This is a genomic window from Streptomyces griseoloalbus (assembly GCA_014650015.1).
GTDB classification, from domain to species: domain Bacteria; phylum Actinomycetota; class Actinomycetes; order Streptomycetales; family Streptomycetaceae; genus Streptomyces; species Streptomyces griseoloalbus.
Genome location: BMUD01000014.1, coordinates 25,383 through 37,560, shown reverse-complemented (window position 1 = coordinate 37,560; position 12,178 = coordinate 25,383). Strand labels below are relative to the sequence as shown.

At 73.8% G+C, this 12,178-nt stretch carries 9 protein-coding genes; all 9 read right to left on the bottom strand.

All coding sequences use genetic code 11. The features are described 5' to 3' along the window. Positions 1-279 precede the first annotated feature (279 nt). The 9 genes from IE178_RS21410 to IE178_RS21370 all read right to left on the bottom strand — a co-directional run bounded on the left by IE178_RS21410 (position 280) and on the right by IE178_RS21370 (position 11,802). Positions 280-894, bottom strand: coding sequence for a TetR/AcrR family transcriptional regulator (locus IE178_RS21410; RefSeq protein ID WP_193513422.1), 615 nt, complete (start codon positions 892-894; stop codon positions 280-282). Further along, the gene (locus IE178_RS21405) at positions 882-1,616 is read right to left on the bottom strand and encodes an enoyl-CoA hydratase family protein (RefSeq protein WP_193513421.1); all 735 of its coding nucleotides are present in this window, start codon (positions 1,614-1,616) and stop codon (positions 882-884) included. The genes IE178_RS21410 and IE178_RS21405 overlap by 13 nt, the downstream gene beginning before the upstream one ends. Continuing rightward, complete coding sequence (locus tag IE178_RS21400) at positions 1,613-3,229, bottom strand: 4-coumarate--CoA ligase family protein (RefSeq protein WP_193513420.1); 1,617 nt, start codon at positions 3,227-3,229, stop codon at positions 1,613-1,615. The genes IE178_RS21405 and IE178_RS21400 overlap by 4 nt, the downstream gene beginning before the upstream one ends. Positions 3,230-3,256: 27 nt before the next feature. Further along, the gene (locus IE178_RS21395) at positions 3,257-4,414 is read right to left on the bottom strand and encodes an acyl-CoA dehydrogenase family protein (protein ID WP_193513419.1); all 1,158 of its coding nucleotides are present in this window, start codon (positions 4,412-4,414) and stop codon (positions 3,257-3,259) included. 57 nt (positions 4,415-4,471) lie between these two features. Continuing rightward, the gene (locus IE178_RS21390) at positions 4,472-6,364 is read right to left on the bottom strand and encodes an ATP-binding protein (protein WP_193513418.1); all 1,893 of its coding nucleotides are present in this window, start codon (positions 6,362-6,364) and stop codon (positions 4,472-4,474) included. Between the two features lie 5 nt (positions 6,365-6,369). Continuing rightward, complete coding sequence (locus IE178_RS21385) at positions 6,370-7,968, bottom strand: acyl-CoA carboxylase subunit beta (RefSeq protein ID WP_193513417.1); 1,599 nt, start codon at positions 7,966-7,968, stop codon at positions 6,370-6,372. Then, positions 7,965-9,647, bottom strand: coding sequence for an acyclic terpene utilization AtuA family protein (locus IE178_RS21380; protein WP_193513416.1), 1,683 nt, complete (start codon positions 9,645-9,647; stop codon positions 7,965-7,967). The genes IE178_RS21385 and IE178_RS21380 overlap by 4 nt, the downstream gene beginning before the upstream one ends. After that, positions 9,644-10,444, bottom strand: a complete 801-nt coding sequence (locus IE178_RS21375; protein WP_193513415.1) for a TIGR03084 family metal-binding protein — start codon at positions 10,442-10,444, stop codon at positions 9,644-9,646. The genes IE178_RS21380 and IE178_RS21375 overlap by 4 nt, the downstream gene beginning before the upstream one ends. A 407-nt stretch (positions 10,445-10,851) precedes the next feature. Continuing rightward, positions 10,852-11,802 (bottom strand): EamA family transporter, encoded by a 951-nt coding sequence (locus IE178_RS21370; protein ID WP_193513414.1) that lies wholly within the window; start codon positions 11,800-11,802, stop codon positions 10,852-10,854. Between the last annotated feature and the right edge of the window lie 376 nt (positions 11,803-12,178).

The following is a 12,178-nucleotide window of genomic DNA, read 5'->3' as shown; positions in this document are numbered from 1 at the left end:
GGGCACCAGCCTATGGGTGGCGGGACGGCGTCAGGAGACGCCCGGCGGTCGGGGCGACTGTGCGAGCAAGCCGCCGGGGAACAGGGCCGGTTCAGCACAGCGGCGGTGGTCGGCGGCTGCCGGAAGCGGCGCATCCGTCCGTCTCCCTCCGTCGTGTCCGTGGTGACGGGGAGGAGGGTAGGAAGGCGGTGGGGGGTGGGGCGTCACGCCGGGGAGCCACGTCGGGAGTGATACCCCGGTAGGGGGTGGCCCGGGTACCGACCCCGGGGGGCGACCCTCTCAGCCCAGCGCCTCGTCCAGCAGTGCCGCCCACTGCCGCACGACCCGGTCGCGGCGCGTCGCGTCGTCGGTGAGGAGGTTGGCCAGGCCCAGGCCGCGGGCCATGTCGAGGAGGCCCTGGACGGTCTCGCGGACGCCGGGGCGGGACTCGTCGGCGCCGAGGAGGTCGACGGCGATGCGGTGGGTCTCGCGGCCGACGCGTGACTCCAGCTCGGTCACGCGCGGGCGCAGCTGCTCCTCGTTGGAGGCGGCCACCCACAGGTGGAGGGCCGCGCGGAAGAGGGGGCCGGTGTAGAGGTCGACCAGTGCCGCGATCACCGCGCGGCGGTCGTCGGCCCCGGCGCCCTCGGGGAAGAGGGCGCGCAGGGCGGTGGAGCGTTCCTCGGCGACGTACTCGACGGCGGCCGTGAACAGGTCCTCGCGGGTCGGGAAGTGGTGCTGGGCGGCGCCCCGGGAGACGCCGGCGCGTTCGGCGACCACGGAGACCGTGGATCCGGCCCAGCCGTGTTCGGCGAGGCAGGCCACGGCGGCTTCCAGGAGCCGCCGCCGGGTGGCCCGGCTGCGGTCCTGCTTGGGCACCCGCTCGGCACGGTCGGCCGTGCTCACACCACCCATCGCGGATCCCGTCGTTCGAGGAAGGCCGTCATTCCCTCGCGCGCGTGCGCGGAGGCGAACAGGCGCGCCGAGAGCGCGGTCAGGTCGGCCGCGTCCCGGTCGAAGGTTTCCAGCACCCTAGCCGTGAGCAGCCGTTTCGTCTCGGCCAGGGCTTCGGGCGCGGCTCTGCGCAGGCCGTCGAGGACGGGCGCGAGGACCTCGTCCACGTCGTCGCCGGCCGCCGTGAGCAGGCCGATGCGGGCGGCTTCCGCGGTGTCGAGGCGTTCGCCGGTGAGGTAGTAGCGGGCCAGCGCGCGCGGATCGGTGCGCGGCAGCAGCGGCAGGGAGATGACGGCCGGCGCGACACCGATGCGCACCTCGGTGAAGGCGAAGGTCGCCGCGTGGGAGGCGACGGCGATGTCACAGGCGGCGACCAGCCCGATGCCGCCCGCGCGAACGTGCCCGGTGATCCGCGCGACGACCGGCTTGGGCAGCTCGACGAGTTGCCGGAGCAGCCCGACCAGGGCGTGCGGTGCGGGCGGGTCGCGCAGGTCGGCGCCGGCGCTGAAGGTGGTGCCGGTGTGGGTGAGGAGCACCGCGCGGACGCCGGTGTCCTCGCCGGCGTCGGTCAGCGCGTCGGCCAGTTCGCCGACGAGGGCGGCGGACAGGGCGTTGCGGTGGTGCGGGGCGTCGAGGGTGAGCGTCTCGACGCCCCGCGCGCGGGTGCGGCCGATCAGGGTCACGAGGGCTCCTGGTGCGCCGCGCGCAGTTCACGGCGCAGGATCTTTCCGGAGGCGGCGCGCGGGACGCCGTCGATGAAGGTGACGTGCCGGACCCTCTTGTAGGGGGCGACGCGTTCGGCGACGTACATCATGACCTCGCCCTCGGAGAGCTCCGGGGCGGACGGCACGCGGACGACGCAGGCGTGCGGGACCTCGTTGCCGTCCTCGTCGTAGACGCCGATGACGGCGGCGTCCGCGATGCCGGGGTGGGTGAGGAGCAGCGCCTCGAGTTCGGCGGGGGCGACCTGGAAGCCCTTGTACTTGATCAGTTCCTTGACGCGGTCGACGACGAAGAGCCAGCCTCCCCCACGCTCGGCTTCGCTCGAGCGGGAGGTGCCTCCACCGTCGACGTACCCGACGTCCCCGGTGTGCAGCCAGCCGTCCGCGTCGATCATCGCGGCGGTGGCGTCGGGGCGCCCGAGGTAGCCCTTCATCACCTGGGGGCCGCGGATGAGGATCTCGCCGGACTCGCCGGGGCCGAGGTCCCTGCCGGGGTCGTCCAGGGAGACGATGCGCATCTGCGTGCCGGCGATGAGCTTGCCGACGGTGCCGGGAGGCGCCTGACGCATCGCGTCCAGGGGGACGACGTGGGTGCCGGGCGAGAGTTCCGTCATGCCGTACGCCTGGCCGACGGGCGGCAGCCCGAGCCGCCGTGAGCAGGCGGCGGCGAGGTGCGCGTCCAGGGGCGCGGCGGCGCTGACGATGTACTTCAGGGAGCTCAGGTCGTAGCGGGCGACCAGCGGGTGCTTGGCGAGCGCCAGGACGATGGGCGGGGCCACGTACAGGCCGGTGATGCGGTGGTTCTGGATGGCCGCGAGGAACGTCTCCAGGTCGAAGCGGGGCAGGACGACGACGGTGGCGCCCTGCCGCAGGGGGGCGTTCATCAGCGCCGTAAGACCGTAGATGTGGAAGAAGGGCAGCACGGCGAGGATCCGGTCGCCCGGGCCCGCGGTGATCAGTGGCCGGAGCTGGTCGAGGTTGGTGGCGATCTGCCGGTGGGTGAGCATCACGCCCTTGGGGGTGCCGGTGGTGCCCGAGGAGTACGGCAGGGCGGCGACGTCCTCGACCGGATCGATGTCGACCACCGGCTCGGGGGCCGCGGAGGCCAGCATGTCGATCAGGGAGCGGTGTCCGGGCGCGCTGTCGCAGACGAGGATCTCCTCGACCCCGCCGGCCAGTTCGGCGGCCCGGCGCGCGGTGTCCAGCAACGGCGAGACGGTGACGATCCAGCGGGCCGCGCAGTCCTTCAGCTGCTTGCCGAACTCCTCGGCGGTCGCCAGCGGGTGCACGGTGGTCACGGAGGCCCCCGCGCGGGTGGCCGCGTAGAAGGCGGTCGGGAAGGCGATCGTGTTGGGGCTGTGCAGGGCGAGCACGTCCCCCTTGCGCACGCCCGCCTCGGCGAGACCGGCGGCGACACGCCGGTGGAACCGGTCGACCTGCTCGTACGTGAGAGTGGTGCCGTCGGTGCCGTCGATCAGTGCCGGGGTGCCGCCGAACTCGGCGGCCCGGCCGAGCACCGCGTCGTGGATGGGAAGTTCGACGGGCTCGACGTCTGCGTACTCGCTGCGGAACATGGTTCCTCCAAGGCGGCCACGGCGGCCCTAGTACGACTTGGGCAGACCCAGGGTCTGGTGGGAGACGTAGTTGAGGATCATCTCCCGGCTCACCGGGGCGATACGGGACACGCGCGCGGCCGTTATCAGCGAGGCGAGCCCGAACTCGCGCGTGAGGCCGTTGCCGCCCAGGGTGTGCACGGCCTGGTCGACCGCCTTCACACAGGCCTCGGCGGCCGCGTACTTGGCCATGTTGGCGGCCTCGCCCGCGCCCGTGTCGTCACCGGCGTCGTACAGGTGGGCGGCCTTCTGCGTCATCAGGCGGGCCAGTTCGAGGTCGATGTGCGCCTGGGCGAGGGGGTGGGCGATGGCCTGGTGGGCGCCGATGGGGGCGTCCCAGACGGTGCGCTCACGCGCGTACTCCACGGCGCGGGCCAGTGCGTAACGCCCCATGCCGATCGCGAAGGCGGCGGTCATGACGCGTTCGGGGTTGAGGCCGGCGAAGAGCTGGAGCAGGCCCGCGTCCTCGTCGCCCACGAGCGCGTCGGCGGGCAGCCGTACGTCGTCGAGGACGAGCTCGAACTGCTTCTCGGCGGCGTTCAGTTCCATGTCGATGGGCCGCCGACGGAAGCCCTCGGTGTCACGCGGGACGATGAACAGGCAGGGCTTGAGGCGTCCGGTGCGGGCGTCCTCCGTGCGGCCGACGATGAGGGTGGCGTCGGCGATGTCGACTCCGGAGACGAACACCTTGCGGCCGGTGAGGAGCCAGTCGGCGCCGTCCTTGCGGGCTGTGGTGGTGATGCGGTGGGAGTTGGAGCCGGCGTCCGGTTCGGTGATGCCGAAGGCCATGGTGCGGGTGCCGTCGGCCAGCGCCGGGAGCCACTGCTGTTTCTGGGCCTCGGTGCCGAAGCGGGCGATGACGGTGCCGCAGATGGCCGGCGAGACGATGAGCATGAGGAGGGGACAGCCGGCCGCGCCGAGTTCCTCCAGCACGATGGAGAGTTCGGATATGCCGCCGCCCCCGCCGCCGTGTGCCTCCGGCAGATTGACGCCGAGATAGCCGAGCCCGGCGGCTTCCGACCAGAGTTCGTGGGGGTGGCGGCCTTCGGCGGCGGTGCGGGTGAGGTAGGCGCGGCCGTATTTCCCGCCCAGGGCGGCGACGGCTGCGCGGAGAGCCTTGTGCTCTTCGGTCTCTATGACGGGCATGAGCGCTCCTAAGAGGGAGGGGCCTCGCGTCGCGTGGAGGGGGCGGGCGGTCTGTGGTTACTCGCGCCCACGCGGCGGTAGCCGCCCATCGGGCACGGCCCCGCGCTCCTGGGGGGGTTGCACCACAGCCAGCACCATGCCCGGCTCCACCTGCTGTCCCGTCACGGCGTGCAAGGCGCTCAGGGTGCCCGCGACCGGGGCCGTGATCCCGTGCTGCATCTTCATGGCCTCCAGCCAGAGCAGGGGCTGTCCGGCCTCGACCACGGCCCCCTCCGCCAGCCCGTCGGCGATGCGGACGACCGTGCCCGGCATGGGGGCCAGCAGGGAGCCCGGGGCGTGCTGGGCGGCGGGGTCGGGGAAGCGGGGCAGGGCGGTGAGGGCGGTGGCGCCCACGTACACCCGGTCGCCGTAGCGGCCGACGGCGAACCTGCGGCGTACGCCGTCCACGTCGAGGACGACGAGACCGGCATCGGCGTGCACCACCCGCACCCCGTCGGCCGCGAGGCCCTCCCGTGTGTGCCGGTAGCGCACCTCGTGTTCCTCGCCCGCCATCAGGTACCGCTTGATCTGCGGCTGCGCCGGCAGGTTGCGCCAGCCGCCGAAGCGGGAGCGGCCGTGGGCGTCGGCGAGGGCGGCGGCCAGCGGGGCGTACGGGTCCGGGACCGGTCGGGTCAGCTCGGGGAGGTGACGGTCGTAGAAGCCGGTGTCCATGCGGCCCTCCGCGAACTCCTGGTGGCGCAGGGAGCGGACGAGGAGGTCCCGGTTGGTGACGGGGCCGTGGATCACCGCGCGTTCCAGGGCGGACGCCAGCTTGCGGAGCGCCTGCGCGCGGGTGGGGGCGTGGGCGACGACCTTGGCGAGCAGGGGGTCGTAGTGGACGCCGATGTCGTCGCCGTCGGTGTAGCCGGTGTCCAGGCGGACGGCGTCGGGGACGGCGAGGCGGTGCAGGCGGCCGGTCTGCGGGGCCCAGTCCTGGGCGGGGTCCTCGGCGTAGAGGCGCGCCTCGACGGCGTGCCCCCGCGCGCGCGGGGGGTCGTCGTCCAGGGCGTGGCCCTCGGCGACCCGGATCTGCTCGGCGACGAGATCGACGCCGAACACGGCCTCGGTGACCGGGTGTTCCACCTGGAGGCGGGTGTTCATCTCCAGGAAGTGCGCCCGGTCGCCGGCGACGAGGAACTCGACGGTGCCGGCACCGACGTAGCCGACGGCGCGGGCGGCCCGTACGGCGAGGGCGTGCAGTTCGCCGGTGAGCCGCCCGGACAGCCCGGGTGCCGGGGCCTCCTCGATCACCTTCTGGTGGCGGCGCTGGAGGGAGCAGTCGCGGGTGCCGAGCGCCCACACGGTGCCGTGCGTGTCGGCGAGGACCTGCACCTCGACGTGGCGCCCGCCCTCCACGTACGGCTCGGTGAACACCTCGCCGTCGCCGAAGGCACTGGCGGCCTCCGCGCGGGCGGCGGCCAGTTCGCCGTCCAGGTCCGCGAGGCGCCGTACGACGCGCATCCCGCGCCCGCCGCCGCCCGCCGCCGCCTTCACCAGCACCGGCAGATCGGCCTCGGTGACCTCGCCGAGCGGCGCGATCCCCATCAGCTCCTTGGCGCGCGTCTTCGACGCCATCGCCTCGATCGCCTCCGGGGGCGGCCCGATCCACACCAGGCCGGCGTCGCGGACGGCACGCGCGAAGCCGGCGTTCTCGGAGAGGAAGCCGTAGCCGGGGTGCACGGCGTCCGCGCCGGCCGCGAGGGCCGCCTTCACGATCAGGTCGCCGCGCAGATAGGTGTCGGCGGGCGCCGACCCCGGCAGCCGTACCGCCGTGTCGGCCACGCGCGCGTGGAGCGCGTTCCCGTCGGCGTCCGAGTGCACGGCGACCGTCCGGATGCCCAGCTCACGGCAGGTGCGGGCGACACGGCAGGCGATCTCGCCCCGGTTCGCCACCAGAACGGAAGTAATCATGGGCCTCACATCCGGAAGACGCCGAAGCCACCGCGCGCGCCCTCGTAGGGCGCGGTGTGGATGGCCGACAGGCACAGGCCGAGGACGGTGCGGGTGTCGCGCGGGTCGATGACGCCGTCGTCGTACAGCCGCCCCGACAGGAACATGGGCAGCGACTCGGACTCGATCTGCTGCTCCACCATGGCGCGCAGCGCCGCGTCCGCCTCGTCGTCGTACGGCCGTCCCTTCGCCGTCGCCGACTGCCGGGCGACGATGGAGAGCACGCCGGCGAGCTGCTGCGGGCCCATGACGGCGGACTTGGCGCCGGGCCAGGCGAACAGGAACCGCGGGTCGTACGCGCGCCCGCACATGCCGTAGTGCCCGGCGCCGTAGGAGGCGCCCATGAGGACGGACAGGTGCGGGACGCGCGAATTGCTCACCGCGTTGATCATCATCGCGCCGTGCTTGATGATGCCGCCCTGCTCGTACTCCTTGCCGACCATGTAGCCGGTGGTGTTGTGCAGGAAGAGGAGCGGGATGTCGCGCTGGTTGGCGAGCTGGATGAACTGGGCGGCCTTCTGGGACTCCTCGCTGAAGAGGACCCCCCGGGCGTTGGCGAGGATGCCGACGGGATAGCCGTGAAGCGTCGCCCAGCCGGTGGTCAGGCTGGTCCCGTACAGCGGTTTGAACTCGTCGTAGTCGGAGGCGTCGACGATCCGGGCGATGACCTCGCGCGGGTCGAAGGGGAGCCTCAGGTCGCCGGGGACGATGCCCAGGAGCTCGTCCTCGTCGTACGCGGGCGGGGCGGCGGGTCCCGGATCGCCGTACGCCTTGCGGTGGTTGAGGCGGGCCACGACCCGGCGGGCCTGCCTCAGCGCGTCCGGCTCGTCGACGGCGAAGTAGTCGGCGAGGCCCGACACGCGCGCGTGCATCTCGGCGCCGCCCAGGGATTCGTCGTCGCTCTCCTCCCCGGTGGCCATCTTCACCAGCGGCGGGCCGCCGAGGAACACCTTCGCCCGCTCCTTCACCATGATCACGTGGTCGGACATCCCGGGGATGTACGCGCCTCCGGCCGTGGAGTTGCCGAAGACGACGGCGATGGTCGGGATGCCGGCCGCCGACAGCCGGGTCAGGTCCCGGAAGATCGCGCCGCCCGGGATGAAGATCTCCTTCTGCGAGGGCAGGTCGGCGCCGCCGGACTCCACCAGGCTGACGCAGGGCAGCCGGTTGGCGAGCGCGATGTCGTTGGCGCGCAGGGCCTTCCTCAGGCTCCACGGGTTGCTGGCACCGCCGCGTACGGTCGGGTCGTTGGCGGTGATCAGGCACTCCACGCCCGCGACGACACCGATGCCGGTGACGAGCGAGGCGCCGACCGCGTACTCACTCCCCCAGGCGGCCAGCGGGGACAGTTCCAGGAAGGGCGTGTCGGGGTCGAGGAGCAGTTCGATGCGCTCGCGGGCGAGAAGTTTGCCGCGCCCGCGGTGCCGCTCGACGTACTTCCCGCCGCCGCCCGCGAGGGCCTTGGCGTGTTCGGCGTCGAGTTCGACGAGCTTGGCGAGCATGGCCTCGCGGTGCTCCCGGTAGTCGGGGCCGGTCGTGTCGAGGGCGGAGTCGAGGACCGTCACAGCAGGGCCTCCGGGATGTCGAGGTGCCGGGAGCGCAGCCATTCGCCGAGCGCCTTGGCCTGCGGATCGAAACGGGCCTGCGCGGCGACGCCCTCGCCGAGGATCCCCTCGACGACGAAGTTCAGGGCGCGCAGGTTCGGGAGTGTGTGCCGGGTGACGGGCAGGTCGCGGGCCTCGGGGATCAGCTCCCGGAACCGGTCGGCGGTCAGCTCGTGCGCGAGCCAGCGCCAGGCGTCATCGGTCCGCGCCCACACGCCGACGTTGGCGTCGCCGCCCTTGTCGCCGCTGCGGGCGCCGGCGACGAGGCCGAGCGGGGCGCGGCGGACGGGCCCCGGCGGGAGCGGCTCGGGCAGGGGCGGTTCCGGTACGGCGTCGAGTGCGGCGGTGTCCCGGGGGGCGGGCACGGGCACGCGGCGGCCGTCGTGGAGGACGGCCACGTGGCCGACGGCGTCCTGCGGAACGTGGGCGGTCTCGAAGACGCCGTACGGGGTGCCCCTGCCCGGAGGTGCCAGCACGTGGAAGCCGGGATAACTGGACAGCGCCAGTTCGACCGCGGCTCCGCTCAGTGCCCGTCCGGCCTTCTCCTGGACGGGGTCCCGCACGACGAGCCGCAGCAGTGCGCTCGCCGTCTCCTCGGTCGGAGCGTCGGGCCGGTCGGTGCGCACCAGGTCCCAGTCGACGTGGGCGGGCCGGGACTCGGCGAAGACGGCGCCCATCTGCCGCCGGACGAGCGCCGCCTTGGACTCGATGTCCAGTCCGGTGAGGACGAAGACGACCTCGTTCCGGAAGCCGCCGAGGCGGTTGACGCCGACCTTGAGGGCCGGGGGCGGGGCCTCGCCCACGACGCCGTCGATCCGCACCCGGTCCCGGCCCTCCTGGGTGAGCCGTACGGTGTCCAGGCGAGCCGTGGTGTCCGGGCCCGCGTACCGGGCCCCGGCCGTCTCGTAGAGCAGCTGGGCCGTCACCGTGCCGACGTCGACCAGGCCGCCGGTGCCGGGATGCTTGGTGATGACGCTGCTGCCGTCCTGGTGCAGTTCGGCGAGGGGGAAGCCGGGCCGCACGGCCCCGCCCTCGCCGAAGAACGCGTAGTTGCCGCCGGTCGCCTGCGCCCCGCACTCCAGCACGTGCCCGGCGACGACCGCGCCCGCGAGCCGGTCGTACTCCGTGGGCGCCCAGCCGAAGTGGGCGGCGGCGGGCCCGGTGACCAGGGCCGCGTCGGTGACCCGCCCGGTGACGACGACGTCGGCTCCCGCGCGCAGGCACTGGGCGATGCCGAAGCCACCGAGGTAGGCGTGGGCGGCGAGGCTGCCCGGGTGGGCGGTGGTGCGGTCGTCGCCCTCGACGTGCGCGACCCGTACGGGGATGCCGAGCCGGTCGGCGAGGGCACGCACGGCGTCGGCGAGTCCGGCGGGGTTGAGCCCGCCGGCGTTGGCGACGATCTTGACGCCCCGCTCGTGGGCGAGGCCGAGGCACTCCTCCAGTTGGCGCAGGAAGGTGCGGGCGTACCCGGCGTTCGGGTCCTTCAGCCGGTCACGGCCGAGGATCAGCATGGTCAGCTCGGCGAGATAGTCGCCGGTGAGGACGTCCAGCGGGCCGCCGGTGAGCATCTCGCGCATGGCGTCGAAGCGGTCGCCGTAGAAGCCGGAGGCGTTGCCGACGCGCAGGGCCGAGGCGGTCACCGCGCGGTGTCCCCCTTCGGCGTCCGTCCGTCGCCGGGCGGGCCGGCGAAGGCCTGGGCGATGTCCAGCCAGCGGTCGGCGTCGGGGCCCTCGGCGGTGAGGGCGAGGTCGGCGCGGTGGGCGCGCTGGGTGACCAGGAGGCAGAAGTCGAGGGCGGGGCCGGTGACGCGCTGGGGGGCGTCCTCGGGGCCGTGGACCCACGGCTCGCCGCCGCCCGGTGCGACGAGCTCGACCCGGAAGGGGTCGGCGGGCGGGGTGAGCCCGTGCACCCCGAAGGCGAAGTCCCTGGTGCGCACCCCGAGCCGGGCCACATGCCTGAGCCGGTCGGTGGGTGGCCGCATCACACCGATCGTGTCCGCCACGTCCAGTCCATGGGCCCAGGTCTCCATGAGACGGGCGGTGGCCATGGAGGCGGCGGACATGCGTGGCCCGTACCAGGGGAAGCGCGCGCCGGACGGAGCCTCCCGCAGCGCCTTCTCCAGCGCCGCACGCCCCTCACGCCACCGCGTGAGGAGTTCGGCGGGGGTGAGCCGGGCCTGCTCCTCGGCGCCCTCGTCCACGAAGGTGTGCGGGGCGGCGAGGGCCCTCTCGACCAGCGCCCGGAACCCGTCCGCGTCGGTGACGGCGACCAGCGCGGCGCGGTCGGTCCAGGTGAGGTGGGCGATCTGGTGGGCCACGGTCCAGCCGGGGGCGGGCGTCGCGAGCGCCCACCGCTGGGGACTCAGCCCGGCCACCAGCCGGTCGAGCTCCTCGCTCTCCTCACGCAGGTCGTCGATCACGGGCGTCGGATCGGACACGAGGCGCTCCCCTCGGGACACGGACACGGCGGTGTGGCGCGGTTGTTCGGAGCATGGCAGCGGGCCCAGAAACAAGCAAGCGTGCTTGCATGAAATTCGGGGGAGGTGCCGCCGGTGCTCCGCGCACTCACTGATGCGCACGTTCCGTACTCGCCGCGGCAGCAGCCGCCGGGGCGGGACACCCGCCGCCCGTTCCGCCGCAGCCCGGCCCTCCGCATCACCACGGCCTCCGGGTACGGGACGACGTCCTCACGCGGTGCGGGACCTCGGGGACGCCGCCCGGGCGGCGTCGCGGGAGGGGGAACCCGCCGTGCTCGTGGTCCTGCGTGCCTCATCGGCCGTGGTGGCGATCCGGGCGGAGTGCTCGGTGGGGGGCACCGGCCCGCGCCGCGCCACGCCGACGACGGTCAGGAGGCCGCCGCCGGCCCCTTCGCGCGCCCCCGCCCCACCTGGGTCCGTACCGCACCCATGCTCGCCCCGATGACCAGGGCGATGGCGGCGGCCTCGGTGGCGGAGAGGGCCTGGTCGAGGATCAGGAAGCCCGCGGTGGCCGCGAGGGCCGGTTCCAGGCTCATCAGGATCGCGAAGGTGGAGGCGGGCAGGCGGCGCAGGGCGAGGAGTTCGAGGGTGTACGGGAGCACGGAGGACAGCAGCGCGACCGCCGCGCCCAGGGCGAGCGTCGTCGGGTCGATGAGCTTCGTACCGGACTCGATGACGCCGAGCGGCAGGAAGAGCACCGCCGCCACGGCCATCGCGAGGGCGAGTCCGTCGGCCTGGGGGAAACGGCGGCCCGTGCGCGCGCTGAAGAGGATGTACGCCGCCCACATGACCCCCGCGCCCAGGGCGAAGGCGACGCCCAGGGGGTCGAGGCTGCCGAAGCCTCCGCCGCCGAGCAGGAACACGCCGGCGAGGGCGAGGGCCGCCCAGACGAGGTTGACGGCGCGCCGGGAGGCCAGCACGGACAGCGTGAGCGGTCCGAGGACCTCCAGCGTGACCGCCGGGCCGAGCGGGATGCGCGCGACGGACTGGTAGAAGAGGCCGTTCATCGCCGCCATGGCGATGCCGAAGACGATCACCGTGCCCCAGTCGGCGCGCGAGTGCCCCCGCAGCCGGGGCCGGCACAGCACCATGAGCACGAGCGCGGCCACCAGCAGCCGCAGCGTGACGACCCCGAGCGCACCGGCCCGCGGCATCAGCGTCACCGCCAGTGCCCCGCCGAACTGCACGGAGATCCCGCCGGCGAGCACCAGACCCACCGGCCCGAGCGAGCCCCGCCCGCGCGAGGCGCCCGCCGGCGGCGTCCGACCGTGCCCCGTACCGGGTGCGGTGGAGGGGGTGGCGGCGCTGGGGGTGGTCACGGGGCCTTCCAGGGACGTGGGTGCGAGAACTGACCTGTACGCGAATTGTGCATCGTGATGCACTGTCCAGTCCATCATAGTGGACTTGGTCAGTACCGTGAAGCACTCATATGCCTGACCATGCGATCCGCGCCCCGCCACGGTCAATGTCCGTCCGTCACGTGGACCGCACACCACCCGGCGCGTCCGCGTCCGTCGCCCGGCTTGGCGGAACGAGTCCGGGCGGGGAGGCGGCGCACCACCGCGCCCGCCTCGAAGTACGCGGGCGAAACGTACACAGGCGAAACGATTCTGTTCTGTCCGGCCTCGGGGCGGAACCAGGGCCGATCGGCGCCGCGCGCTCCGCTTCGGCACCTCCGCTGCCGAAGACGGTACC

Coding starts and splice junctions, on each gene's coding strand:
- IE178_RS21395 (WP_193513419.1), bottom strand. CDS start 4,414: ATGCCCGTCATAGAGACCGAAGAGCACAAGGCTCTCCGCGCAGCCGTC.
- IE178_RS21390 (WP_193513418.1), bottom strand. CDS start 6,364: ATGATTACTTCCGTTCTGGTGGCGAACCGGGGCGAGATCGCCTGCCGT.
- IE178_RS21410 (WP_193513422.1), bottom strand. CDS start 894: ATGGGTGGTGTGAGCACGGCCGACCGTGCCGAGCGGGTGCCCAAGCAG.
- IE178_RS21400 (WP_193513420.1), bottom strand. CDS start 3,229: ATGTTCCGCAGCGAGTACGCAGACGTCGAGCCCGTCGAACTTCCCATC.